Here is a 23,748-nt window from a genome sequence, read left to right on the forward strand (position 1 = left end):
AAAGCAGTTAGCCATAATTTTGTTGCAAACATGTAAACGGGTGGCATTTTATTATTTAACGCCCAAATGTTTCTATCGAACGCCTAAGCTTGTACAGCTCAAAATCGGTAATTGATGCCGATCGAAATGTTATTAACCGTCATTTCTTGAATAGGTAAATATTGATACTCTGCCGTAACACCGATCCCAGACTTAAAATCCATGCCCCATCCAACCGCCACAAACATATCTGAGCCATGACTCGATACTTCACGTGAAGGCTCTTGGTTCCATATATTGGTCACTTTATATTTAAGATGAGATTGGCCAACACCGACTTTGGCAAATAGCTTATTGGCTTGGGATAAATAAACTTGACTATATACAGAGCCTCTAACACCGGTATAACGCATGTCTTGTACGTCAAACAACACACCTCCTAATGTATTTAACACTCCGCCCGTTCCAGCATAGGTCGCCGCTTCAATACCAAAATACTCAGATAGCATATAGCGATAAAATAACTCGGTATTTATGCCATCGCTCACACCTAGCTCCTCGCCATCAAAAGACTCAAAATCTTGTAACCCTATACCGATAGTGCCTCCGACTATATGCTCAGCCCGAACAGTCAGACTAGTCACCATAACCATCACCACTAACGCCAACCTCAATTTCATCACCACACTCTATGTCAACTATTATGGATCTCTAGTCTATAAGGGAGGCCTTAAGCGCAACTGAACTAAAACCTTATCCGCCCAAACTATCTTTAGTTCTGCTAATAAAAAATCGAGCTAGATCTGGAATACCAACTCGCTTCTGGTATGCTGAGACCATCAATTTTTTGCTAATTTATAAAATAATGAAATCTTTACTTTTAGTCGTTGCAGCCGCGGTATCAATTGTAGGCTGCGCCAGCCAAGGCCCTTCACATATCGCGTTAAACCCAGAAGTACCATCTATTACTCAACAAACAGAAGTAGAGCTTCCGGTTGCGCTACAAACGATTGATACTCGCTCGGCAAACTTCATCGTACGCTTCAATGACGGCGATAAAGCCGCACGCCTAGTCAGCCCGACTGAAGCGCCTCGCGTTCAGATGGACCAAGTATTTAGAGATGGCTTTACTCAAGCGGGCTATCGTATTGATCCAAGTTCGGTAAATCACATGCAGTTCCAGTTAGAACAGCTACTAACCGATGTCGACGAAAGTACATTTGGCTTCGAAGCCAATAGCCAGATTATTATCAATGTTATCGCTAAAAACGCCAATCAAGAGCTCACAAAACGCTATCGCGCCAAGGGGCGCCTAAAAGGTCCATTTAGCGCCGACTTTGCTACACTTGAGCTTGAAATGAACAAGCTGCTCGGTGAGCTAACCCGCGACATCATTAACGATCCTGAACTGAACCAATTCATTCAGCAGTAAAAATTAAGCTCAGGTTAGCAGTACTCAACTTGCCATTAAAAGGAACATTATGAAAACTTGGATTTCTAAGCTACTTGCTTCATTGACTCTGCTAGCTGCGAGCCAGCTTTCCTATGCGGTAGATATTCAGCCCAACACTCTTTATCCTCAAGTTGAGCTAGATACCAGCATGGGCAAGATAATCGTGGAGCTAGACAGAACACGCTCGCCTATCACTGTCGATAACTTTCTCACCTATGTTGTCAAAGGTCACTATGACAACACCTTGTTTCACAGAGTGATTAGCGATTTCGTGGTACAAGGTGGTGGTTTAGACTTGAACAAGGAAGAGAGGCCGACCGATAAGCCCATCGTTAACGAATCGGGTAACGGCCTATCTAACCTAACAGGTACCATTGCCATGGCCAGAGAGGCCGAGCCCCATACTGCCACCAGCCAGTTCTACTTTAATGTTGTCGATAATGAAAAATTAGATCCCTCATCGCGCCGCTGGGGCTATACGGTTTTTGGCGAAGTGACCTCAGGCATGGAAGTATTGCAGGCCATGTCGCAGGTGCCTACTGATTTTAATACTCAAGTAGAGTGGCCTGACTTCCCAGTGCAAGATATTGTTTTGAAAAAGGCGACACTATTACCACGTAACTAACAGCCAATATTCAGCCAACTTCAATCTTGAAATATTTTGAAATAATTTGAATTTTTTTGAGCAAAAGCCCTAATCTTGTGCCTATACTTATTTCGTTAAGTAAAAGGAGGCGGCTCAATGACACCAAATCAGTTCATTGACGATAAAGCGCCCCAGCTGGCTTTCTATGGAAAAGCGTTTTTGAGTGATCAACTCGATTTCAATGAGATCCAGTTATACCTATGGGACACCCTAGAAGAATGGCAGATGTACAATCATCAGGGTGATGCGCAAACAGATATGGAACGTGTGTTTTGGCACCTACTACACGCCTTTGACAGGTGGCCCAGTTGGGCTATTAGAGGCAATCAATTTTTGCGAAAGCAGATAGATGATTGTTGTGACTACCTCAGTATTGGTGGTCAAATTCCTCAAGGCTGTATAGGGATCAGGCCCTAGTGACATAATTGACATACAATAATATCCACCAAAAGAGCAAACTAGCTCTACCTAAGCCCAGGCCAACACTTTCGGTCTGGGCTTTTTACTGTCTTCCTAGTATAAACAGGTTAAATCTCGCTAAATATCTTGAACCTCACTGCGCTGAACCGTAAGATTTAGACAACTCACTCCAGCAAAGCTTGTTTATGTCTTCTGCATTCGTGCCCTCTTTTTTTCAGCGCTTAAAAGACGCCGCATCAATTTATTGCCACAAAAGGGTATTAATTTTATTACTGCTTGGTTTTTCGGCTGGCTTACCCTTAATGCTGGTATTTTCCACCCTATCATTTTGGTTAAGAGAAGCCGGAGTAGACCGAACTGCGATTGGTTACTTTAGCTGGATAGCCTTGGCCTACGGATTCAAGTGGGCCTGGTCACCATTAGTCGACAGAATGTCTCTACCGATATTTACCCGACTGCTAGGCCGCAGGCGCGGTTGGATGATGTTCGCTCAATTGCTGCTTGTCGCGGCCATCGTCGGCATGAGCCAGAGTGACCCCCTTGCCGATCTTGAAAGACTGGCGCTGTTCGCCTTAATGGTCGCCTTTGCCTCTGCAACACAAGATATTGTCATCGATGCATTTCGTATTGAATCGGCGCCAGTAAAAATGCAAGCTGCGCTGGCTGCAGCTTATCAAGTGGGTTACCGCAGTGCGATGATTGTGGCCACAGCAGGTGCGCTCACAATTGCGGCATGGATCGAACCCAATAACGATGCTTATAGCTTGGTCTCTTGGCAGACAGCTTATATCGTAATGGCAGGACTGATGTCTATCGGCATATTAACCACCTTGTTTAGTACTGAGCCTAGCGTAGAGACCAAGGAGGTCGACAAGAAAGAGGCCGAATTAAAGGTTAAGTTTGCCGCACGTTACCCAAAATTCATCGCCGCTAGTTTATCTTGGCTGTATACCGCTAGCGTGTTGCCATTTATCGATTTCTTTAAGCGTTATGGTCGCAGCGCCATTCTTATTCTACTGCTGATCTCTTGCTACCGAATTTCTGATATCGTGATGGGGATAATGGCTAATGTGTTCTACGTAGATATGGGCTTCTCAAAAACTGAAATTGCCACCTTAAGTAAGGTCTATGGCCTGATAATGACCTTGGTTGGCGCCGGCGCCGGCGGCCTACTGATCGCGCGTTATGGTACCATGAAGATATTATTTTTAGGGGCCTTTCTGGTGGCGGTGACCAATTTACTTTTTGCCTATCAAGCCATGATTGGTTATAACGTCAGCTTCCTAACCTTTGCTATCTCAGTCGATAACTTCAGTGCCGGTATCGCTACTGCAGCCTTTATTGCATACCTGTCGAGCTTAACCAGCAGTGGCTACAGTGCGACTCAATACGCACTGTTATCTTCTATTATGTTGCTGTTCCCTAAGTTTATAGCAGGCTTCTCGGGTGCCTATATCGATGCCTATGACTATGTCAGTTTTTTCATCGCAGCAAGTTTGATTGGCTTCCCAGTACTTGGGCTGATTATGCTGGTGCAAAAGTATGCGCCGAATCCCAACCAAAGTGAGCTAAGTGAGAGTGACTTAGTAGAGCAAGAGAGCCCTAAAAAGCTAGGAAGTTAGGAAGTTAGGAAGTTAGGAAGTTAGGAAGCTAGGAAGCTAAAAGAAAACTGATAGTTACCAGTCTTGATAACCAGTGGTATAAATAACCAACAAGTGAGTAAAATAGGTAACTCATTTGATTTTAGATAATGCAAACTGGCTAACAAAAACGTAAAACCTTAAAAACAAACAACTTTTATCATTGGCCTTTTATTTGCTTATCTTTATTTACTTATAATGTGACTCACTTGGAATAGTAAAAGGAAAGAATATGGATATTGGTCAGATTGTTATCGTTGCGATTATTGTTTTTGCCATCTTTGGAACTGACTTTTTTAAATACCGTTTTCGTATGAAACAGCTTGAAGCGAAGATCGACAGCAGTGACAAAATGAAGCTGATTGATGAGGTAAAAAGCATCCAGCACCGTTTAGTGGTTCTAGAAAAAATCATTACCGACAAGGGCTATGAGGTTAACGAAGAAATTAATAAACTAAAAGATTAACCTTGAAGACAAAGGCTGCCAGCATGGCAGCCCTAATCTAGACGAAGACAACTAAAGATTAGTCTCTGAAGTTATTAAACTGGAATGGCTGACCTAGCTCAGCTTCACGAGCCAATGCCATCACCTGTTGCAAATCATCGCGCTTCTTACCTGTAACACGTACAGAATCACCTTGAATCGAAGACTGCACCTTAAGCTTGCTGTCTTTAATTAGCTTCACTAACTTCTTAGCGACTAAGGTTTCAATCCCCTCTTTAAACTTCACTTTTAAAGAGAAGGTCTTACCGCTGTGAACCGCTTTTTCATCAACGTCCATCGACTTAGGATCGACATCGCGCTTACTCATCTGCATACGCAGAATATCAACTAACTGACGACACTGAAAATCATCTTCGGCTGTTAAGGTCACGACATGATCTTTGTATTCGATGCTAGCTTCCTTGCCGCGAAAGTCGAAGCGACCTTTCAATTCACGAACAGAATTATCAACCGCGTTACGCAGTTCAACTTCATTCACTTCTGAAACAATATCCATTGAAGGCATAAGTTTGGTCCTTAAAAAATTACTGTAGCCGTATTTTACGCACACAGCCTCCGAACTTGAAGTAAATAAACCATAAAAGCACAGGAAATTGTGGGTTGTTGATGACTTTACCGGCGGGTTTTCTTATGATTAAGACAAATAACATAGATGCATACGACGTGATAAACAGACAAACAATTTTTAAATGGGCGTTGGCTTTAATGCTTATTCTGGTGAGTTACTTAGTTTTCTCAAAACCCAGTTACCCTACAGGGATCCCTAATTTCGATAAAATTGGTCACGTTGGTAGTTTCTTTGTCTTGTCATACCTAACCTACTTAGCCTTTAAGCCTAAGTGGTACACGCTGGCGGTTATTTTAGCGAGCTACGCGGTATTTATCGAGGCTGTACAATCGCAACTCTCTTATCGTAGCGCTTCCTTAGCCGATTTTCTTGCCGATATGGTGGGGATCTCCCTGTTTTACTTTACGCATTGGCTTTATTGTCGTTACTTTAAAGCCACTAAGCTCACCGATCCTGATCTGCAGTAACCTAAATATGTCTTCTAAACCATCACTTCAAGTCAGTAGTGAACAGCAAACGGATCAACAGTTAAGTGCTAATTCATTAAGTGCTGAGCAAATTACTATTCTAGGTGCAGGCGCCATTGGCCAACTTATCTACCACCAGCTGACTAACTCAAGGCAACAACCCCATGTTCGCTTAAGTTTTATCGACAGAAAAATACAATCTGAAACTATTCCCCTAGAGTTCACCGGACTCGATGGTCAAAACGTTACAAGTAACGCTCGGGTTATCGGTCGAGAAGATTATGCTAAGGATCTCGCCAGTACCGAGCTTTTAATCGTCTGTGTTAAGGCCTATCAAGTCAAATCGGCACTCAACACTGTATTACCTTACCTGCCAAGTAACACTCACATCCTGTTACTGCATAACGGTATGGGACCTCACTTAGAGGTTCTACCCTATCTTGCAGGTCGTGGGCTAAGTCTTGGGACGACTTCGCAAGGTGCACTTAGATTAGGCAAGTACCATGTCAAACAAACGGGCGCGGGCCTGACACAACTTGGTCCATTTATCGGGCCACTGCTTGATGACAAGCTTCGGGAGCGATTACTCAGCAGTATTAGCCAAAGCACTTGGTACCCTGATATTTTACCGCTTCTTTGGCAAAAACTGGCCATCAATGTGGCAATCAATCCGTTAACCGCTATCCATAATTGCCCTAATGGTGAGCTTGCCAAGCCTCAATACCAAAATACGATAAACGATGCCGTTAGCGAACTGGTTAAGGTTGCCACCGCTGATGGACTCACACTGGATAAAACGCTTTTGATTGAGCGTGTTTATCAAGTCATAGAGTTAACCGCACAGAACTTCTCTTCCATGCATCAAGATGTTTATCATCAGAGGAAAACTGAGATAGATGCCATTAATGGTTTTGTTTTACAACGAGCCAATGCTCACCATATTCCAGCCCCCGTCAATCAGGCGCTCACCCAACAGATCACGCAGCTAGAAGCCAAATATACGCCCTAGATCTTTGAGTAGAAGAGCTTTTCCAAATCGACTAGCACTTGTGTTTATTATTAAAAGTTAAGCTTTTCATCAAGTAAAAACCTTAAGCAAGTTCTTTAATTGTGACTAGAATTAGTTCTGTTGGCCCAATTTACAATCTTGTAGTTGGAGAGAGTACAGGCGCGTTCAATGCAAAGAGAGCAATGGAATTCTAGAACAGGCTTTATTCTGGCGGCAGTCGGGTCGGCAATCGGCCTCGGCAATATTTGGCGCTTTCCCTACATGGCTTACGAAAACGGCGGCGGAGCCTTTTTTATCCCGTATCTGTTTGCCATGCTTTCAGCTGGGATCCCCTTTATGATCATGGAGTTCAGCCTAGGCCATAAATACCGTGGCGCAGCGCCAAAGATCTTCGCGCAACTGGGGAGAACACTCGGTTTTAGGCTGGAGTGGCTAGGCTGGTTTCAGGTGTTTATTGCCGCAGTCATTGCTATCTATTATGTCGCTATCATCGGCTGGGCCATCTCCTACTTTGTTTTCTCTATCTCCCAGAGCTGGGGCACAGATACTAATGCTTTCTTCTTCAATGAATACTTACAGTTAGGCGATAACTCCCCCACTAAGCTGGGCTCTATGCAGTTTCATATTGCGATCCCCATGGCGATAGCTTGGAGTATTACAACCCTTGCTGTATACAGCGGCGTAAAAGGTGGTATCGAACGTGCCAGTAAAATCATGATGCCACTGCTTTTCATCATGGTACTGCTGTTCATCGCTAGGATAGTGTTTCTGCCTGGCGCCTTAGAAGGACTCAACTACCTATTCAGGCCTGATTTCAGCATGATTTTAGATGCTAAAGTTTGGTCGGCGGCATACGGTCAGATATTTTTCACCTTAAGTGTCGGCTTTGCCATCATGCTAGCCTACTCTAGCTATCTGCCAGAGAAATCCGATATTAATAACAATGCGTTTATGACAGTATTAATCAACTGTGGCTTCTCTATATTAGGCGGCATTATGATCTTTGCCGTATTGGGTTATATGGCACAGGAGCAAGCCAAGCCCATTACTGATGTGGTCTCATCGGGTGTAGGCCTGGCTTTTGTTACCATCCCTGCCGCTATTAATTTGCTACCAGCCCCCTATATCTTCGGGCCGCTATTCTTCTTAGCTCTAGTGGTTGCAGGGATCAGCTCACACATCTCAATTATTGAAGCCGTGGTCTCTGCAGTTATAGACAAACTGTCTATTTCACGAAAAAAGGCGGCCTTGTTAGTTTGTGGTACGGGCTTTGTCATCTCTATGGCATTTTCTAGCAATGGCGGACTGTTACTGCTCGATCTCGTCGATTACTTTATAAATAACATAGCTCTACTCTCTAGCTGCCTGATAGAACTCTTCATTCTGGCGTGGCTATTTAAGATTGCCGATATTCGAGACTATGCCAACCGATGCAGTGAATTTAGTATCGGTAAATGGATGGAGATCTGCTTGCGCTTTATTGGCCCTATCATGCTAGCGATTATTCTAGTTAAGAATCTCATCAATACATTAACCGACGGCTATGGCGACTACCCGATTGCGGATCAGTTATTTCTCGGCTGGGGACTCGTGGCCAGCATGCTGTTTGCAGCCATCTTTATCAGCGTCATTTCTGGCAATAATATTTCAAAGGAGCCGAAACTATGAGTACGGGTGCCATTATCATGATGATCCTTGCCTTGCTGATCACATGGGGAGGAGCAGCGGTCTGCATCGCCATTGCAATGAAAGCCTCGAAAAGAGAGTGACAATAACAAGACATGGGTTTTTCTCTTGTCGTTGTCACCATGGTTCCTTACACTAAATAGTATATTTCCTAAAAAACGCCACAGATTACTATTCTTTCGATGACCCCTAGCATACGGCCTGAAGCCGAACATAAAAAAAACCTAGCTAAGACTCAACCAGTGGATCTGTCACTGAGAACCTCTTTATGGCTCTACCTTGCCAGCTGTTGCTTAATTATTTTCAGCGTACTCTTTCTAGATCGACCGATTTCGACTTGGATGCATTTGAATAGTCATGCGAGCGATATTTTCAAACCTCTGAGCCAAATGCCGCTTCTGTTTGAATCATTAACCGCACTTACCATCCTTGGTTGTTTTAGCCGAAAATTCCGCCAGAAATATGCTTCCTTAGCTCTGGCACTGACCTTCACAGTCATTACTGCAACAATGACAAGATTAGGGGCAAAGTTTATATTTGGCCGAACATGGCCAGAAACCTGGATCCATACTGAAACGGGTAGCAACCCTTCTTGGATCCATAATGGGATCGAAGGATTTCATCCATTTGCAATGGGAGCCGCCTACAATTCATTCCCCTCCGGACACGCACTCTTCACTTTTGCATTAGTCAGTGTGTTCTGGTGGCGCTTTTCAAAGCTTTATTGGCTGTGGTTACTGGCCATGATGGGCGCGATCGCTGGTCAGTTAGGCCAGAATTACCACTTCCTAGGCGACCTACTCGCTGGCGCAACCCTAGGGGTGTTATGTGCGCAGCTCTCTATTTCTCTGAGCAAAAAGATTCGCGCACCAAGAAAGTTAAAAGTAAGTAGTAACTAACTCCACATCACCAATATAGCAGCCAATGCGATAAGAACTAGCCCCAGTATATCTTTGATCTTCACCTTGTCTTTTAGCCAGAAAGTGGCAATAAGCAAGGTGAAGAACACCTCTACCTGACCAAGTGTCTTAACATATGGCACCGCCTGCAATGACATGGCACTAAACCAACCGATTGAACCTAAACAGCTTGTGGTACTGGTGAGTAGAGTCAGCTTTGGTCTTTGCAGTAGGCCGTCGATGGTGTTTTTATCAACGATATAGGAGTAAACCAACAGCACAGTTGTCTGAATTGCAATCACAAATAGCAACACCCAGGCGGCTCTGTGAGGGAAAGGCAGATCGAGATTAAGGCTTGCCTCCCTTACCCAAAGAGAGGTCAAGGCGAAGGCGGTACCACAAGCAAGCCCAAGCAATACAGTGGATAATGAAAGTTGTCTAAAGCCTTTTTTACTACTCATCATAAATATGGCTATTGCACCAATGAGCACGCCCAGCCATCCAAGTATTGACAAATGAGTACCGAAAAACAGCACTCCGAGAATGGCCGCAACCAGGGCCTCACTCTTAGCCAGCCCAGCCCCTACCGCAAAGTTTTTCATTTTAAAAAGCTTCACCATCAAAGCTGTGGCTATGATCTGCATCGCCGCCGCGCCAAGCACATATACTGTGAATTTGAGGGTGATAAAGGGAAGACCGACAGGCTGCCAAGCATAGAGGCCTAACAAGTAAATAATCGCGATTGGGGTTGCCCAAAGAAACCGAGCCAGGGTGACTCCAGCTATATTCACATCCCTACTTAGCTGACTTTGAAAGGCGTTACGCCATGCCTGCATCGAAGCGGCTAAAAAGGTGAATAAAATCCATGCCATAGTGAGTGAGTGCCAAAAATCAAAATGCCATTATGCCTGCAGTATGAATTTAAGGGGGAATTAGTCTTAGATACTGAAAATAACTCTTAGTGATAGTGTGAGGTAGTAGCAAAAAGGCCAAGTCATTTGACTTGGCCTTTTTATTTTGTATTGATTAACTAATATTTAAGCTTTTAAAGCCCATAGGTGTAACTCGCACCTAAGCCAAGTGGGAAGCCCAGTGCCCAATAAGCCAGTAACCAAACACTCCAGATAGATAGCAATGCCAAACTAAATGGCAGCATCATAGAAATCAGTGTACCGATACCGATATTCTTCACATAACGCTGACAATAAACCACAACCAGCGGGAAATACGGCATTAACGGCGTAATGATATTAGAGCTTGAGTCACCGACACGATATGCCGCTTGCGACAGATCTGGACTGATATTCAGTTGCATCAACATTGGTACAAGTACCGGGCCAATCAGTGCCCATTTAGCCGATGATGAACCTACAAACAGATTCACAAAGCCCACTAAAATAATCATACCCACAACGGTAATTTCTGCAGGTAAGTTAAGTGCTTTTAGACCACCAGCACCTTCAACCGCGATTAATGCGCCGAGATTCGATGCCGAAAACGCTGCCACAAACTGAGCACAGAAAAATGCCATGACGATGTAATGAGACATGCCACTCATCGACTTAGACATTGCCTGCACAATATCCCCAGATGTCTTAAAGGCGCCTGTCATATAGCCGTACACAAGACCTGGCAGCATAAAGAAGATAAAGATCAGTGGCACAATTGACTGCATCAACGGTGCTTTAAAGCTAGTTAAAGAACCATTTGCGTCACGTAGTGTTGAGGTTTCAGGCACAGTTAACGAGAAGAAGCCCACGATTGCCACCAACATCACTAAACTTGCCACACGGAACGCTTTAATCTCGAGTGGTTTTTCCTCTTCCATCGCAGGAAGATCCACTTCTTCGCGATTAACCTTATGAGTACGATTTAGGCGAGGCTCTAATACTTTGTCTGTTAGATACCAAATAAGCAGCGTGATAGGAATACAAGATGATGCCGCAAAAAACCAGTTATTCAGTGGGTTAACTTCAATTGTAGGGTCTACAATTTGTGCAGCCGCTTGCGTAAAACTCTGCAATAGTGGATCAATACCTGAAGGAATAAAGTTAGCGCAAAAACCACCGGATACGCCCGCAAATGCAGCGGCAATACCCGCTAGAGGATGACGGCCAACGGTAAAGAAGATCACACCAGCGAGTGGAATAACCACGACATATCCCGCATCAGTTGCGGTGTGGGAGATAATACCGACTAAAACCACTGCAGGAGTTAGAAACTTAGCAGGGGTGATTTTTAACATGCGTTTAAGTGCGGTGTTAATAAAGCCTGAATGCTCTGCAACACCCACACCTAACATTGCCACCAACACCACACCTAAAGGAGCGAATGCGGTAAAGGTAGTGACCATAGAGGTTAAGAACTTAGTTAGCGCTTCTGCGGTTAGCAGGTTATGAACCACAATAGGAGAATTAGTCGTCGGGTCGATTGCCTCAAAACTCACACCCGATAACAATGCGGATAACGCCCATACTCCAAACATCAAAATCAAAAAAAGCATCGCAGGATCCGGTAATTTATTACCTATCCTTTCAATGCTATCTAACGCTTTACCTAACATCCCTTGTGGCCCTTGCTCGTCAAGCGCCTGTTTATCAGCTTTCATCATTCAACCTATTTATTATGTTTCTTCTCGCATTAAGTAGATCCTATTGCCAACTGAGCAAATAAAACGGCTTAACGTCGAGTATTTTTTATAACCCGTAGCATATCGTTCGAGTCTGTATTTAAACTTAAAATATGCACTTAAGGTATCAATGTAATAAAAAAGCCCTGAGAAAATACAGGGCTTTATTCGTTTAATCACAAAATCGTGATGTCATGTAAGGAGTGACTACTTACTTGTATCGATTGGTGCAAAAGATTTAACCAGTTCATCAACCGCCTTCATCTGGGTTAGATAATTTTCTAACTGATGTAGTGGTAATGCACACGGGCCGTCACACTTAGCGTTATCAGGATCAGGGTGAGCCTCAATAAATAAACCAGCCAAGCCAAGTGCCATACCACTACGGGCAAGCTCTGTCGCCTGGGCACGACGCCCACCAGCGCTGTCGCTACGTCCACCTGGACGTTGTAGTGCGTGTGTCGCATCGAAGATCACCGGGTAACCCGTTTGCTTCATCTCATCCATACCTAGCATATCAACTACAAGGTTATTGTAACCAAAGCTAGAACCACGTTCGCACAGCATGATCTCATCGTTACCGGCTTCATTAAACTTAGTAATGATATGGCGCATCTCATGTGGTGCAAGGAACTGCGGCTTTTTCACATTAATAATAGCGCCTGTCTTTGCCATTGCGACAACTAAGTCTGTTTGGCGCGCAAGGAATGCTGGCAACTGAATCACATCAACCACTTCAGCCACTGGGGCACATTGATGAACTTCATGTACGTCAGTAATCAAAGGCAGGTTAAAAGTCGACTTAATCTCTTCAAAGATTTTAAGGCCTTCTTCCATACCGGGACCACGGTAAGAGTTAACTGATGAGCGGTTTGCCTTATCAAAAGAGGCCTTAAATACGTAAGGGATCCCTAGCTTTTGAGTCACCTCAGCATAGGTTTCTGCAATTTGCATTGCTAAGTCACGTGACTCAAGTACGTTCATACCGCCAAATAATACAAAAGGCTTATCATTTGCGATCTCAATCGAACCTAAACTAATGATTTTATTGCTCATCAATCTCTTCTCTCTTCGTGAGCCAAGGCCTTTGCCTTGGCGTTATTCAAATAGGCTTTCGCTGCAACCTTAACTGGCAACAGCTTGTAAAATCTGGCCACAAATCCACGCCATATAAGTGCCTAAAGCATAGCCTAATACCGCTAGTAGTACACCTACTGGCGCAAGCGCGGGGTGGAATGCTGCGGCAACAACAGGCGCAGATGCCGCGCCGCCAACGTTAGCTTGGCTACCGACCGCCATATAGAACAGTGGCGCTTTAATCAATTTAGCCACGATAAGCATGAAGCTTGCGTGCACTAACATCCAGATCATACCGATGGCGAAATACCAAAGGTTATCAGGGTCGGCTAACTTTGACACATCCATGTGCAAACCAATGGTTGCCACTAGGATATATAAAAAAGCCGATGCGACTTTCGACGCGCCAGCAGCTTCGATATGACGCACTGGGGTGAATGACATAGCAAGACCAATTGAGGTCACCGTCACAATCAACCAGAAAAACTTAGAGGTTAGGCTGTAATCCCTAGTCCATGGGTAATTTGTCTCAAAGAACGGGCCTAAAAAGTCGGCAACGACATGAGCCAGTCCGGTAACACCGAAACCGATCGCCACAATCATCATTAAATCACTTAAGCTTGGAATACGTGCATTTTCTGCGTGGTACTTCTCAACCTTATCTTTTAGAGCTTCAAGCGCTGTAGTATCAGCCCCCGTTTTGGCGTCGATCTGCTTGGCTTTTGATGCCATAAACAGCAGCACAGCCATCCAGATATTCGCCACGATAACGTCTACCGTCACCATGATAGAGAATATATCACCACCCGCTTCATAGATCTCCTTCATCGCGGCCTGATTCGCCCCGCCGCCAATCCAGCTACCAGCCAGTGTTGTCATTCCGCGCCAAACAGCGTCGGGTCCGGTAACACCTAGCACTTCAGGGTTAAGAGCCGAAACAATCAGCAATGCGATAGGGCCACCGATCACAATGCCCACGGTCCCGGTTAGGAACATCACAATCGCCTTTGGCCCCAAAGATAAAATAGCCTTTAGGTCGACACTTAAAATAAGTAACACCAAACACGCTGGCAGCAGGTAACGCGATGCAACAAAATACAGTTGCGAGGTATTACCATCAATAATATTGAATGTATTTAACAGCGAAGGTAAGAAGTAACACATCAGCAATGCAGGTACGAAGGTGTAAAACTTCTTCCAAAAAGCATGGCTACTATTACTGGTGTAAAACACAAAACCTAGCACTACAGCTAGAATACCTAATGCGGTGGCATCATTGGTCACCAGCGCATTGGTCACTGTATCCGTACTACTCATGAACTCTATCCCCTTGGTATTGGCAGTGTTTGCCTACTTATTATTTTTTTACTTCAATTTGTTGGTCTAACTTGTCGTTCTTATTTTTAATTTTTCGGCGCGTTTCATTGTTTTTTATAAAAGCTGCGCTCTATTTTTAACGCTGGTATACCAACACAATAGGGCCTTAAAGGCCCTATTGTGATTCTTAATGGAAAGTTTCAACTTCCTCTTTAAGTTCTTTCAATTGCATCTTCACCAATTCGATAACAGGATCATGCGGACTATTTTCCACAAAGTGGGTTAAATCGGCAGTGGCGACACTGATGCAACCTAATTGCTGTGCAATAAAGGCGCGCTCACGATTGAGGTTCAGATCATCCTGATGCCATTGTAGCAACAGGTTACAGCACTCCAGCGCAGGCTCGAAGTTATGAGCAACAATGCTGCCAGCTTTCATCTCATGGATCATTCTAGAAATAATACGCTTGATGCTAGCAGGCTTTAAATAACTAGGCTTAAACTTAGCACTATTGCCTAACTCACCACGCACGAACACATGCAGCTGGTGCTTCGTCAGCTGTGCCCCCGTTAATGGGTCTATATAACGAATTTCGTCATCAATACGGCTACAGAGTACTGTTTGCCCAGGTAATAGCAGCAAATCAAGTTTTAAATCGAGTTGCTTGCCCAATAACATCAACACCGTTGCTAATGTTGTGCTATTGCCTTGCTTCGACGTTAGGCATTTACCCAAGTCGGCAGCTTCAGCACTATAATATGCTTCGCGAGCGCAAAAGCCTAAATCGTTATAGAACCATTTAAGCAGCCCGTTTAAACGTTCGTGCCTATCAACGACATAAAAGCTCAACACTGAGCCGGCTAATTCTAGCCAAGCCCAGTTTGCATTTTTTTGCTTAGAAAAGCCCAAGTGCTCAGCAATTTCAAAAGCCGTTTCAGGAAGTTGAATTGAGTCGTTTTGTGTTAAATCAGTCATTAACCGAGCAACACCCCTTGCTTAAGGATCGCAAGTTTAGCGGCATAGACTACCCAACCGATTGCGCCAAAGGCAGCAAATACTTTAAATAATGTATTACGATTTGCTTTAAGAGCGATGGTTGCCAACACAATGTAAGCTACGACTGCACCCAACTTTTCAGTCATCCATGGATCAACAAAAGGATACTGCTGAATTGAGAAACATAAGATCAAACCAGATAACAGTAGGAAGGTATCAATAACGTGTGGTGCAATTTTAATTGCTTTCTTTTCTAATACGGGTGACTTACGCAAATGCAGTACGAAACGAACTAAGAAAAACAATACGCTAGTCGCAATAAGCGTCATGTGCATATGCTTAAACGCTGGGTACAAACTGTAAAAAGTTTCCATGAATAAAGATCTGTTTGCCGATAAAGGCGGCTAGTGTACCCCATACCTGAATCCATAACCAATATCCAACAATAGCAACAGGAAGAGTCGCACAAAGTTTAACCGAAACGAGTACTTCCCTCGAAGCTAGAACCATTTTACAGGCTTGTACTTTTGAGGGGATTTACGTTAGCGTTAATCTGCTTCTAAACTCAATCAGATAATAAAAAGAGACATAATTTATGAGTCAGAAACCCCAGTTTAGATTGGATGATAGCGATGACTTTGCTAATACCGTTAAACAAAAAATTGCTGAATTTAACTGGCAGCACTGGGAAGTGTCAAAAAGGCTTCCTCTAGGATTAAAGCTTGAGAATAACGACGGCCAACTACTGGCAGGCTTTTCTGGTCGAACTTTTGGCAATTGGCTGATGATTGACAACCTTTGGGTCGATGAAAGTTTGAGAGGACAAAGTATTGGCCACCAACTACTTGCCGAGGCCGAAGCAATTGCTAAAGCGCGAGGTTGTCAGTCTGCAATTTTGGACACGCTGAACTTTCAAGCTAAGCCATTTTACCAAGCTCGTGGCTATGAAGTTAAATGGACGCAATTAGCCTATCCGGCAAGCGGCTGTAAATACTTTATGGTGAAACAGTTGACTAAATAGTGCCATAAAAAAAGCACTCACTAGAGTGCCTTTTATTTCACCTTTCGATAAACCTTTAACGAGGCCAACGACCTAATGTACAGCGATCATTACTGCCAAAGTCTCGAACCGTAGCGACATTTTCATAACCGAGCTCAATTAACTTCTCTCTTAACTCGATAGCTTGTTGATAACCGTGCTCGAGTAGCAAATAGCCACCTGGCGCAAGGTAATCACGGGCCGACTCTGCAATGTAAAACAGATCCGCAAAGCCTCTCTGTGGTGCTGTTAGGGCACTCGCTGGCTCAAATCTAACATCGCCTTGAGAAAGATGTTCATCCTCTTCATCAATATAAGGCGGATTAGACACAATCAAGTTAAAGTCATAGCACTCTACAGCATCAAACCAGTCGCTTTGAAACACATCGACTTGTTCAAGCTTCAGATTGCTACGGTTTTCTTTGGCTAACGCAACCGCATCTTCGATTTTATCGATTGCGCAGACTTGCCACTCACTGCGCTCATGGGCTAATGACAAGGCGATAGCGCCCGTGCCAGTCCCTAAGTCCAGTACCTTGGCATTTTCAGCCAAAGGTAAATTCAGCGCCGTTTCAACTAAAATTTCAGTATCAGGGCGTGGAATTAACGTCGTTGGATTGACTCTAAAAGGCAGTGACCAAAACTCTCTTTCACCGACGATATGCGCGATAGGGTTACCACGTAAACGCTTAGCCAACATCTGTTTAAACTCAAACACTTGCTCTGGCTCTAAGCTTTTATCAGGCCAAGTATATAAGTAGCTACGCTGTTTATTAATAACATGAAGCAACATGACCTCAGCATCGAGTGATGCTGAGTCAGAAATACTTTCAAGCTGAGAAGAGGCCCACTTAAGCGCCCCCGAGATAGTTAATTGCAAGGAATATCCTTATTCATCTGTAGCACAATGATGGTGTGAGAGAAGGCTTAGCCTTCACCCAGTGCTGCAAGCATATCCGCTTGGTTTTCTTGGATCAGTGGTTCGATAACGCAGTCGATGTCACCTTCCATAAATTCGCCTAAGCGGTACAGAGTTAAGTTAATTCTGTGCTCACTTACACGACCTTGTGGGAAGTTATAAGTACGAATACGTTCTGAACGATCACCGGATGACACCAAGTTACGACGGGTACTTTCTTCAGCACTACGACGCTTCTCATCTTCAACCGCTTGAATACGTGCTGATAGCACGCTCATCGCTTGTGCACGGTTTTTATGCTGTGAACGTTGATCCTGACACTCTACAACAATACCCGTTGGGATATGAGTAATACGGATCGCTGAGTCGGTTTTGTTAACGTGCTGTCCACCGGCACCAGATGCGCGGAAGGTATCAACCTTAAGATCGGCTTTATTAATTTCAATCGCTTCTGCTTCAGGGACTTCTGGCAATACGATAACAGTACAAGCTGAAGTATGTACGCGACCTTGAGACTCAGTCTCTGGTACACGTTGTACTCGGTGCCCACCAGATTCAAATTTCAGCTTACCGTAAACACCTTCACCACTGATCTTAGCGATGACTTCTTTAAAGCCGCCATGCTCACCTTCGTTGGTGTTCATGACTTCAATTTGCCAACGCTTACTTTCAGCATATTTGCTGTACATACGGAACAAGTCGCCCGCAAAAATAGCCGCCTCATCGCCACCCGCACCCGCGCGGATTTCGATAAAGCAGTTATTATCATCATTCGGATCTTTTGGAAGTAGTAGAATTTGCAACTCATCTTCAAGAGTTGCAATTGCGGCTTTAGCCGCCTTATATTCCTCCTGAGCCATCTCTTTGAGCTCAGGATCATCTTCTTCCATCATCTCTTTAGCAGACTCAAGATCTTCCTCGGCTTGCTGGAAAGACTTAAAGGTGCTGACAACATCCTCTAGTTGAGAATACTCTTTAGACAAGGCGCGGAAACGTTCCTGATCGGCAATAACACCTGCATCGCTCAGTAACGCCAACACTTCTTCATTACGTTCAAGTAAGCCTTCAAGCTTACGAATCACACTGTCCTTCATTAAAACGCTAACCTTAGTCTTTATCTAGTCCAAGCACAGCTCTTAATTGTCCAAGAGAATTCAAGTCCCCTTGTCGACTCGCAGCGGTAAGCGCTTGTGTCGGCGCATGGATCAGTTTATTGGTAAGCTTATTAGCCAGCTCTAGTAAGACCTGCTCACTATTGCCACCTTGGGCCAACTTGTTGACCGCTCGCTCTACCAGCTCATTTTTAATCGCCATGCTTTGTGTGCGATATTCACGGATGCTGTCTACCGACTCTAGCGAGCGGATCCATTCCATAAATTGATAAGCTTGATCTTCTGCAATTAATTCTGCTTGCTCGGCGGCTTCTCTTCGAGACGCCATATTCTGTTCAATAATGCTTTGCAGGTCATCTACGGTATAGAGGAATGCATCATCTAAATCCGCGACTTCAGCCTCGATATCTCGAGGAACTGCTATATCAACCAATAACATAGGTTGATGACGACGTTGCTTAAGCGCTTTTTCTACCATGCCTTTACCAAGTATTGGTAATGGGCTAGCCGTAGAGGATATCACGATATCGGCCTTAGGGAGAAAATCTGGGATCTGTTCTAGTGTAATTGCTGTCGCACCGAACTCATCACACATGGCTTCTGCACGTGAAACTGTTCGGTTGGCAACCACCATGGCTGTAACGCCATTGTCTTTTAAGTGACGGGCAACTAGCTCAATAGTCTCACCGGCACCGATCAATAATACCTGAGTAGTACTGAGTGATGAGAAAATATGTTTCGCCATACTCACTGCTGCAAAGGCTACGGATACGGCAGCTGCACCAATTTCAGTCTCGGTTCGAATTTTTTTGGCGACAGAAAAGGTATTTTGAAACATGCGATCCATTGTCGCTGCAACAGTACCCGCTTCTTTTGCTTTCACAAAAGATTGCTTCACTTGACCTAAAATTTGCGGCTCACCCAAAATCAGTGAATCGAGGCCTGCTGATACTCGCATTAAATGTTTAACCGCTTCCTGACCTTTATATTGGTACAAGCAGGGCTCAACATCTTCATGGGATAGTTGATGATAATCTTCCAGCCAAGCAACGACGTCAGCGGCTTCACAGTTATTACAGTAAAGTTCTGTACGGTTACAGGTGGAAATGATAACGGCTTCGCCCGATTGAGTACTAGCAGCTAGACTCTTCATGGCATCATGAATTTTATCAGGTCCGAATGCGACTTTTTCTCGCAGGTCGACCGTGGCCGTTTTATGGTTAATTCCGATTGCTACAAGGCTCATTTGACTCGTTCTGGACTCTTGGGCATCTCATTTATTGGTGCCATTCTACTGAATTGGTGTTGTTAAAAATAGAATACGCTTAACAAAACCGAATAATAATCTCTGTTCTTACTCATTTTTTCAATTAGCATCACTTTTTTAACTATTCATATATAGTTATGTCACGCATTAACGACATTGAGCATTGTGTAAATGGTTATTTTTGCATATGGGCATTGGTAAATCATCCAACCCCTCGTATCATAAGGGCTCTTTTATATCAGTAATAGATGAATAATTTGAGACGCATCACAAAAAACACTTATCTATGGGTGATACTGGGCACTCTTTTAGTTAGCGGTTGCTCAACTACCATACCAGACAACCTAGTTCCCGTCTCTGTTAACAAAGTGCAGCAGGCTGACGCATGGGAAATGCAGGGTAAACTTGCGGTGAGAACACCTCAAGATAAATTCAGCACCAATCTTTATTGGCTACACAGTGCTGAACATGATGAATTGAAGCTTACCACTATGCTTGGAACAACTGTGTTGTCACTGTCGAGTCGAGCTGGTGAGGCCACATTAGAAGTCGATGGCAAAACCTACAAGGATAGCGATCCCCAACGATTACTCACCCGGGTATCGGGTTGGTCCATACCGATTCAGTCACTGCCACTTTGGATTACTGGCCAGCTAACAGTTGACGATAAACTGGTCAGCAAAGATGCTCAGGGGCGCCCAGCTAGACTCGTTAATACAGAGCAATTGCCCCCCTGGGAAGTCGATTTTAAAAGTTGGCAAACTCAAAGCGGTGCAGAGGTGCCGAGGTTACTTAATCTGCAACGTGGAGAGGTTAGCCTAAAGTTACAGCTGAATCAGTGGCAAGCTCTAGCACCACAAAGCCAAACTCTTTTACAACAGACGTCACCAACTGAGAACTCTTTATGACAGCGTCACTTTCATTAGGCTGGCCAGCACCGGCTAAACTAAACCTATTTCTACATATCAACGCTCAGCGTCATGACGGGTATCACGAACTGCAAACTCTGTTTCAGTTCATCGAACACTGTGACTACCTAGACTTCAAAGTGTTAACGACGCCAAATCTAAAATTACACTCCAATATGTCATCAGCTGTTGCCGACAGCGATAACTTAATTCTCAAAGCCGCAAAATCGCTGCAACAACGAACAGGTTGTCAGCTAGGCGCTGAAATTTGGCTGGATAAACGTCTACCTATGGGCGGCGGTCTCGGCGGCGGCTCCTCCGATGCTGCAACCACGCTAATCGCACTTAATCAACTTTGGAAAACAGGGTTATCGCCACAAGAACTTGGCGAGATAGGCTTGAAGCTTGGAGCAGATGTTCCTGTTTTTATTAATGGTTTTTCAGCTTTTGCCGAAGGTGTGGGCGAAAAATTACAAAACGTTGAGCCTGCTGAGTCTTGGTACCTAGTGTTAGTTCCCCAGGTACATGTTTCTACAGCTGAAGTCTTTCAAGACCCCGATCTCCCCCGAAACACGCCAAAGTTAAGCCTAGAGTCACTGATGAACAGCCCTTGGCAAAACGACTGCCAAACATTAGTCGCAAAACGCTACCCTCAAGTTGCCAAAACCTTAGCGTGGCTGCTAGAATATGCGCCGTCCAGAATGACCGGAACAGGAGCATGTGTTTTTGGTCAATTCGAACAGGAGCAAGAAGCTAAAGATGTATTGGCGAAATTGCCTGCATCGATACAAGGCTTTGTTGCGAAAGGGGCAAATATATCGCCGTTGATGCTGAGATTAGCTCAGTGTTAACCACATTCTGGGATATTTTTAAATCCCAGCCACAATCATGAAGCATACGCCTGAGGTTCCTACAGTGCCTGACATTAAACTTTTTGCCGGTAACGCTACACCTAGTCTCGCTAAGAAGATAGCCGATCGTCTATTTTGTAAACTTGGAGACGCAGAAGTAGGCGTTTTCAGTGACGGCGAAATCAGTGTCCAAATTAATGAAAATGTACGTGGTGCGGATGTATTCATCATTCAATCTACTTGCGCTCCTACTAACGATAACCTAATGGAACTTATCGTTATGGTTGACGCGCTTCGCCGTGCATCAGCTGGTCGTATTACAGCGGTTATTCCTTACTTTGGTTACGCGCGTCAGGACCGTCGTGTTCGTAGTGCTCGTGTACCTATTACAGCTAAAGTTGTTGCAGACTTCCTATCAAGCGTTGGTGTTGACCGCGTATTGACATGTGATCTACACGCAGAGCAAATCCAAGGTTTCTTCGACGTTCCAGTTGATAACGTTTTCGGTAGCCCAGTGTTACTAGAAGACATGTTAGCTAAGAACCTAGAAAACCCTGTTGTGGTTTCTCCAGATATCGGTGGCGTTGTGCGCGCTCGTGCAGTCGCTAAACTACTTGATGATTCAGATTTAGCAATTATCGATAAGCGTCGTCCACAGGCGAACGTTGCTCAGGTTATGCATATCATTGGTGACGTTCAAGGCCGTGACTGTATCATCGTTGATGATATGATCGACACTGGCGGTACACTATGTAAAGCGGCTGAAGCACTGAAAGAGCACGGTGCAAACCGCGTATTCGCTTATGCTACTCACCCAGTTTTCTCTGGCAACGCAGCTAAGAACATCGCTGAGTCTGTAATCGATGAAGTGATCGTAACCGACACGATTCCATTGAGCCCAGAAATTGCGGCTCTAGACAAAGTTTCACAGTTAACTATGTCTACAGTTATGGCTGAAGCAATTCGCCGTGTAAGCAACGAAGAGTCAATCTCTGCGATGTTCAAGCACTAATTCACTACGAATGAGTCTTTAACTAGAGCAGAAATAAAAACGCACTCATTTGAGTGCGTTTTTTTATATCCAAGACTCTCTACTTATGCCCCATCGACAAATCTACGCTTAAGCGCATCATCTCTTACTGCCTTTGTGACATCAAAAGCAATGCTACGGCGAAGTTTTACTAGCCAGCCCTCCACCTTATCCATATCCACTTTACAACTCTTTTTGCCGCAATCAGGACGCTCTGCACTTATTAACTTAACAGCTACAGTGTCTCCACTTACCACTAGCTCTGTTTTTATCTTATAGGTCTTATAGTCTAAATTGGCATAACGAATACCAGCGTCATCTTTACTGAAAACCCAGTGATTTCTCTTAACCGCATCGGTCAGCATACTGTCTAAATCTTGAACATAGTTTCCGTATGGGATCGAATCTTGATAGAGATGCAGCTCGCTAGCCGTAACCGTCATGACTCCAACACAGCTAACAAGTAGACCAGCTATGATTTTTCTCATCTTGTTATCCTTAACGTTATTAAATCCGTGATAATTGCTTACTGATACTATTTCTGAGATTTTTAATATAGTTGTAATAGCCTCGGCTATTCTTATAGCAAATATCGTCTACTAGCTTCTTGCACACATAGTCACCAAGAGCATCGTCATACTTAAGCTGAACCAATGACTGACTATATTCGATACGCATCACATTAGTGTCACCACGATAATCAAAACGCGCCAAGATATAGCCCTCGCCTTCGCCTTGATATACCCACGCAAAACCTTTAGTGGTCAGCATGCCCTCTAGAATAGCGTAGCGGATCTTATTGAGATCTGACGTCCCTGTTTCAATCTCTTGATGTACAGCTCGAATGTAACGGTTAGACGATTTAGGTTTAATATTGTCATTGATTTCAAGTCTTGCTGGCTCGGCTTGTACAACACAACTGAATAAAAGTAAGCAGGTAAAAGATAAGGCAACTAAAAGCCTCATAATATTCACTCCATGAAAAATACAAAGCAGAATCCTAGCATAGATTTTGAGCTGTTGTATCGAGGGCAAACAAGAAGGTGAGCGTGATGAACTAGCTAAGAAGTGATGAATACTCATCTGAACGCAGAAAACAAAAAAGCCCATCCTAAGATGGGCTTTCTTTTATATGGCTGGGGTACCAGGATTTGAACCTGGGAATGCCGAGATCAAAACCCGGTGCCTTACCGCTTGGCGATACCCCAATCAAACTTTCTAACTCATGACCCGCCTTGGCTAATCATGCTAAATAAATGGTACGGGAAGAGAGACTTGAACTCTCACACCTTGCGGCACCAGAACCTAAATCTGGCGTGTCTACCAATTC

The 23,748-nt window shown here is 44.2% G+C and carries 27 protein-coding genes and 1 tRNA gene; 14 read left to right on the forward strand and 14 right to left on the reverse strand.

Annotated elements, in window-relative coordinates:
• Nucleotides 1-98: 98 nt before the first annotated feature.
• Nucleotides 99-659: a porin family protein gene (locus tag Q1A86_RS05460; protein ID WP_299803849.1), complete on the reverse strand. Its 561-nt coding sequence runs from the start codon at nt 657-659 to the stop codon at nt 99-101.
• A gap of 185 nt (nt 660-844) precedes the next feature.
• Here Q1A86_RS05460 and Q1A86_RS05465 point away from each other — a divergent pair, with 185 nt between their 5' ends.
• The 5 genes from Q1A86_RS05465 (at nt 845) to Q1A86_RS05485 (ending at nt 4,604) form a co-directional block, all read left to right on the forward strand.
• A complete protein-coding gene (locus Q1A86_RS05465; protein WP_299803852.1) occupies nt 845-1,411 on the forward strand; it encodes a YajG family lipoprotein in 567 nt (188 codons plus the stop codon).
• A gap of 49 nt (nt 1,412-1,460) precedes the next feature.
• Nucleotides 1,461-2,057, forward strand: coding sequence for a peptidylprolyl isomerase (locus Q1A86_RS05470; RefSeq protein WP_299803855.1), 597 nt, complete (start codon nt 1,461-1,463; stop codon nt 2,055-2,057).
• Nucleotides 2,058-2,174: 117 nt separating this feature from the next.
• A complete protein-coding gene (locus Q1A86_RS05475) occupies nt 2,175-2,495 on the forward strand; it encodes a hypothetical protein (RefSeq protein ID WP_299803858.1) in 321 nt (106 codons plus the stop codon).
• Between the two features lie 188 nt (nt 2,496-2,683).
• Nucleotides 2,684-4,120, forward strand: coding sequence for an MFS transporter (locus tag Q1A86_RS05480; RefSeq protein ID WP_299803861.1), 1,437 nt, complete (start codon nt 2,684-2,686; stop codon nt 4,118-4,120).
• Between the two features lie 250 nt (nt 4,121-4,370).
• The gene (locus Q1A86_RS05485; RefSeq protein ID WP_220764781.1) at nt 4,371-4,604 is read left to right on the forward strand and encodes a hypothetical protein; all 234 of its coding nucleotides are present in this window, start codon (nt 4,371-4,373) and stop codon (nt 4,602-4,604) included.
• 58 nt (nt 4,605-4,662) lie between these two features.
• Here Q1A86_RS05485 and Q1A86_RS05490 read toward each other — a convergent pair whose 3' ends face one another.
• A complete protein-coding gene (locus Q1A86_RS05490) occupies nt 4,663-5,148 on the reverse strand; it encodes a YajQ family cyclic di-GMP-binding protein (RefSeq protein WP_299803864.1) in 486 nt (161 codons plus the stop codon).
• Between the two features lie 158 nt (nt 5,149-5,306).
• Between Q1A86_RS05490 and Q1A86_RS05495 the strand changes: the two genes are divergently transcribed.
• The 5 genes from Q1A86_RS05495 (at nt 5,307) to Q1A86_RS05515 (ending at nt 9,272) form a co-directional block, all read left to right on the forward strand.
• A complete protein-coding gene (locus Q1A86_RS05495) occupies nt 5,307-5,678 on the forward strand; it encodes a VanZ family protein (protein WP_299803929.1) in 372 nt (123 codons plus the stop codon).
• Between the two features lie 7 nt (nt 5,679-5,685).
• Nucleotides 5,686-6,687, forward strand: a complete 1,002-nt coding sequence (locus Q1A86_RS05500; RefSeq protein ID WP_299803867.1) for a 2-dehydropantoate 2-reductase — start codon at nt 5,686-5,688, stop codon at nt 6,685-6,687.
• Nucleotides 6,688-6,855: 168 nt separating this feature from the next.
• Nucleotides 6,856-8,355 carry a sodium-dependent transporter gene (locus Q1A86_RS05505; RefSeq protein ID WP_299803869.1) on the forward strand — a complete coding sequence of 500 codons (1,500 nt, stop codon included), beginning with the start codon at nt 6,856-6,858 and terminating at the stop codon, nt 8,353-8,355.
• Nucleotides 8,352-8,456, forward strand: a complete 105-nt coding sequence (locus Q1A86_RS05510) for a methionine/alanine import family NSS transporter small subunit (RefSeq protein WP_299803872.1) — start codon at nt 8,352-8,354, stop codon at nt 8,454-8,456. The genes Q1A86_RS05505 and Q1A86_RS05510 overlap by 4 nt, the downstream gene beginning before the upstream one ends.
• Nucleotides 8,457-8,555: 99 nt before the next feature.
• Nucleotides 8,556-9,272, forward strand: a complete 717-nt coding sequence (locus tag Q1A86_RS05515; protein ID WP_299803875.1) for a phosphatase PAP2 family protein — start codon at nt 8,556-8,558, stop codon at nt 9,270-9,272.
• Here the strand turns inward: Q1A86_RS05515 and Q1A86_RS05520 are convergent.
• The 6 genes from Q1A86_RS05520 to Q1A86_RS05545 all read right to left on the reverse strand — a co-directional run bounded on the left by Q1A86_RS05520 (nt 9,269) and on the right by Q1A86_RS05545 (nt 15,666).
• Complete coding sequence (locus Q1A86_RS05520; RefSeq protein ID WP_299803878.1) at nt 9,269-10,144, reverse strand: DMT family transporter; 876 nt, start codon at nt 10,142-10,144, stop codon at nt 9,269-9,271. The two genes, Q1A86_RS05515 and Q1A86_RS05520, sit on opposite strands and share 4 nt — an antisense overlap.
• A gap of 173 nt (nt 10,145-10,317) precedes the next feature.
• Nucleotides 10,318-11,880, reverse strand: coding sequence for an AbgT family transporter (locus Q1A86_RS05525; RefSeq protein WP_299803932.1), 1,563 nt, complete (start codon nt 11,878-11,880; stop codon nt 10,318-10,320).
• A 228-nt stretch (nt 11,881-12,108) separates the two neighbouring features.
• Nucleotides 12,109-12,957 carry a 3-deoxy-8-phosphooctulonate synthase gene (kdsA, locus tag Q1A86_RS05530; RefSeq protein WP_299803881.1) on the reverse strand — a complete coding sequence of 283 codons (849 nt, stop codon included), beginning with the start codon at nt 12,955-12,957 and terminating at the stop codon, nt 12,109-12,111.
• Nucleotides 12,958-13,026: 69 nt separating this feature from the next.
• On the reverse strand, nt 13,027-14,295 hold the full coding sequence (locus tag Q1A86_RS05535) for a DUF819 family protein (RefSeq protein ID WP_299803884.1): 1,269 nt from the start codon (nt 14,293-14,295) through the stop codon (nt 13,027-13,029).
• A 187-nt stretch (nt 14,296-14,482) separates the two neighbouring features.
• Entirely contained in the window at nt 14,483-15,271 is a 789-nt protein-coding gene (locus Q1A86_RS05540) for a tetratricopeptide repeat protein (RefSeq protein ID WP_299803887.1), read from the reverse strand.
• Nucleotides 15,271-15,666 (reverse strand): SirB2 family protein, encoded by a 396-nt coding sequence (locus Q1A86_RS05545; protein ID WP_299803889.1) that lies wholly within the window; start codon nt 15,664-15,666, stop codon nt 15,271-15,273. The genes Q1A86_RS05540 and Q1A86_RS05545 overlap by 1 nt, the downstream gene beginning before the upstream one ends.
• A gap of 221 nt (nt 15,667-15,887) precedes the next feature.
• On the opposite strand from Q1A86_RS05545, the gene Q1A86_RS05550 reads away from it, so the two are divergent.
• Nucleotides 15,888-16,313, forward strand: coding sequence for an N-acetyltransferase (locus Q1A86_RS05550; protein ID WP_299803891.1), 426 nt, complete (start codon nt 15,888-15,890; stop codon nt 16,311-16,313).
• A gap of 55 nt (nt 16,314-16,368) precedes the next feature.
• On the opposite strand, the gene prmC is transcribed toward Q1A86_RS05550, so the two are convergent.
• Genes prmC through hemA form a run of 3 tightly spaced genes read right to left on the reverse strand, consistent with a single transcriptional unit; the run spans nt 16,369 to nt 19,608 of the window.
• Nucleotides 16,369-17,211: a peptide chain release factor N(5)-glutamine methyltransferase gene (gene prmC, locus Q1A86_RS05555; protein WP_299803894.1), complete on the reverse strand. Its 843-nt coding sequence runs from the start codon at nt 17,209-17,211 to the stop codon at nt 16,369-16,371.
• 47 nt (nt 17,212-17,258) lie between these two features.
• Nucleotides 17,259-18,344 (reverse strand): peptide chain release factor 1, encoded by a 1,086-nt coding sequence (gene prfA, locus Q1A86_RS05560; protein ID WP_299803897.1) that lies wholly within the window; start codon nt 18,342-18,344, stop codon nt 17,259-17,261.
• 13 nt (nt 18,345-18,357) lie between these two features.
• On the reverse strand, nt 18,358-19,608 hold the full coding sequence (gene hemA / locus Q1A86_RS05565) for a glutamyl-tRNA reductase (protein ID WP_299803899.1): 1,251 nt from the start codon (nt 19,606-19,608) through the stop codon (nt 18,358-18,360).
• A gap of 269 nt (nt 19,609-19,877) precedes the next feature.
• Here hemA and lolB point away from each other — a divergent pair, with 269 nt between their 5' ends.
• From lolB to Q1A86_RS05580, 3 genes are all read left to right on the forward strand, one after another.
• Entirely contained in the window at nt 19,878-20,537 is a 660-nt protein-coding gene (gene lolB, locus Q1A86_RS05570) for a lipoprotein insertase outer membrane protein LolB (RefSeq protein ID WP_299803901.1), read from the forward strand.
• Nucleotides 20,534-21,388, forward strand: coding sequence for a 4-(cytidine 5'-diphospho)-2-C-methyl-D-erythritol kinase (ispE, locus tag Q1A86_RS05575; protein ID WP_299803904.1), 855 nt, complete (start codon nt 20,534-20,536; stop codon nt 21,386-21,388). Before lolB ends, ispE begins: the two co-directional genes overlap by 4 nt.
• A gap of 64 nt (nt 21,389-21,452) precedes the next feature.
• Nucleotides 21,453-22,400, forward strand: coding sequence for a ribose-phosphate pyrophosphokinase (locus Q1A86_RS05580; protein ID WP_028769213.1), 948 nt, complete (start codon nt 21,453-21,455; stop codon nt 22,398-22,400).
• Nucleotides 22,401-22,483: 83 nt separating this feature from the next.
• Here the strand turns inward: Q1A86_RS05580 and Q1A86_RS05585 are convergent, their stop codons facing one another.
• From Q1A86_RS05585 to Q1A86_RS05595, 3 genes are all read right to left on the reverse strand, one after another.
• A complete protein-coding gene (locus Q1A86_RS05585) occupies nt 22,484-22,906 on the reverse strand; it encodes a hypothetical protein (RefSeq protein ID WP_299803906.1) in 423 nt (140 codons plus the stop codon).
• Between the two features lie 19 nt (nt 22,907-22,925).
• A complete protein-coding gene (locus Q1A86_RS05590; protein WP_299803908.1) occupies nt 22,926-23,384 on the reverse strand; it encodes a hypothetical protein in 459 nt (152 codons plus the stop codon).
• Between the two features lie 167 nt (nt 23,385-23,551).
• Nucleotides 23,552-23,626: transfer RNA gene (locus tag Q1A86_RS05595), tRNA-Gln, on the reverse strand.
• Nucleotides 23,627-23,748 lie beyond the last annotated feature (122 nt).

The organism is uncultured Shewanella sp., from assembly GCF_947497935.1.
Taxonomy (GTDB): Bacteria; Pseudomonadota; Gammaproteobacteria; order Enterobacterales; family Shewanellaceae; genus Shewanella.

What these genes read in the sequence shown, in the direction of transcription:
- Q1A86_RS05510 (WP_299803872.1), top strand. Translation starts at nt 8,352, where the DNA reads ATGAGTACGGGTGCCATTATCATGATGATCCTTGCCTTGCTGATCACA.
- kdsA (WP_299803881.1), bottom strand. Translation starts at nt 12,957, where the DNA reads ATGAGCAATAAAATCATTAGTTTAGGTTCGATTGAGATCGCAAATGAT.
- Q1A86_RS05465 (WP_299803852.1), top strand. Translation starts at nt 845, where the DNA reads ATGAAATCTTTACTTTTAGTCGTTGCAGCCGCGGTATCAATTGTAGGC.
- Q1A86_RS05490 (WP_299803864.1), bottom strand. Translation starts at nt 5,148, where the DNA reads ATGCCTTCAATGGATATTGTTTCAGAAGTGAATGAAGTTGAACTGCGT.
- Q1A86_RS05520 (WP_299803878.1), bottom strand. Translation starts at nt 10,144, where the DNA reads ATGGCATGGATTTTATTCACCTTTTTAGCCGCTTCGATGCAGGCATGG.
- Q1A86_RS05585 (WP_299803906.1), bottom strand. Translation starts at nt 22,906, where the DNA reads ATGAGAAAAATCATAGCTGGTCTACTTGTTAGCTGTGTTGGAGTCATG.
- Q1A86_RS05515 (WP_299803875.1), top strand. Translation starts at nt 8,556, where the DNA reads ATGACCCCTAGCATACGGCCTGAAGCCGAACATAAAAAAAACCTAGCT.
- Q1A86_RS05460 (WP_299803849.1), bottom strand. Translation starts at nt 659, where the DNA reads ATGAAATTGAGGTTGGCGTTAGTGGTGATGGTTATGGTGACTAGTCTG.
- Q1A86_RS05550 (WP_299803891.1), top strand. Translation starts at nt 15,888, where the DNA reads ATGAGTCAGAAACCCCAGTTTAGATTGGATGATAGCGATGACTTTGCT.
- ispE (WP_299803904.1), top strand. Translation starts at nt 20,534, where the DNA reads ATGACAGCGTCACTTTCATTAGGCTGGCCAGCACCGGCTAAACTAAAC.
- Q1A86_RS05545 (WP_299803889.1), bottom strand. Translation starts at nt 15,666, where the DNA reads ATGGAAACTTTTTACAGTTTGTACCCAGCGTTTAAGCATATGCACATG.
- Q1A86_RS05590 (WP_299803908.1), bottom strand. Translation starts at nt 23,384, where the DNA reads ATGAGGCTTTTAGTTGCCTTATCTTTTACCTGCTTACTTTTATTCAGT.
- hemA (WP_299803899.1), bottom strand. Translation starts at nt 19,608, where the DNA reads ATGAGCCTTGTAGCAATCGGAATTAACCATAAAACGGCCACGGTCGAC.
- Q1A86_RS05470 (WP_299803855.1), top strand. Translation starts at nt 1,461, where the DNA reads ATGAAAACTTGGATTTCTAAGCTACTTGCTTCATTGACTCTGCTAGCT.
- Q1A86_RS05540 (WP_299803887.1), bottom strand. Translation starts at nt 15,271, where the DNA reads ATGACTGATTTAACACAAAACGACTCAATTCAACTTCCTGAAACGGCT.
- prfA (WP_299803897.1), bottom strand. Translation starts at nt 18,344, where the DNA reads ATGAAGGACAGTGTGATTCGTAAGCTTGAAGGCTTACTTGAACGTAAT.
- lolB (WP_299803901.1), top strand. Translation starts at nt 19,878, where the DNA reads ATGAATAATTTGAGACGCATCACAAAAAACACTTATCTATGGGTGATA.
- Q1A86_RS05500 (WP_299803867.1), top strand. Translation starts at nt 5,686, where the DNA reads ATGTCTTCTAAACCATCACTTCAAGTCAGTAGTGAACAGCAAACGGAT.
- Q1A86_RS05505 (WP_299803869.1), top strand. Translation starts at nt 6,856, where the DNA reads ATGCAAAGAGAGCAATGGAATTCTAGAACAGGCTTTATTCTGGCGGCA.
- Q1A86_RS05535 (WP_299803884.1), bottom strand. Translation starts at nt 14,295, where the DNA reads ATGAGTAGTACGGATACAGTGACCAATGCGCTGGTGACCAATGATGCC.
- Q1A86_RS05485 (WP_220764781.1), top strand. Translation starts at nt 4,371, where the DNA reads ATGGATATTGGTCAGATTGTTATCGTTGCGATTATTGTTTTTGCCATC.
- Q1A86_RS05475 (WP_299803858.1), top strand. Translation starts at nt 2,175, where the DNA reads ATGACACCAAATCAGTTCATTGACGATAAAGCGCCCCAGCTGGCTTTC.
- Q1A86_RS05480 (WP_299803861.1), top strand. Translation starts at nt 2,684, where the DNA reads ATGTCTTCTGCATTCGTGCCCTCTTTTTTTCAGCGCTTAAAAGACGCC.
- Q1A86_RS05525 (WP_299803932.1), bottom strand. Translation starts at nt 11,880, where the DNA reads ATGAAAGCTGATAAACAGGCGCTTGACGAGCAAGGGCCACAAGGGATG.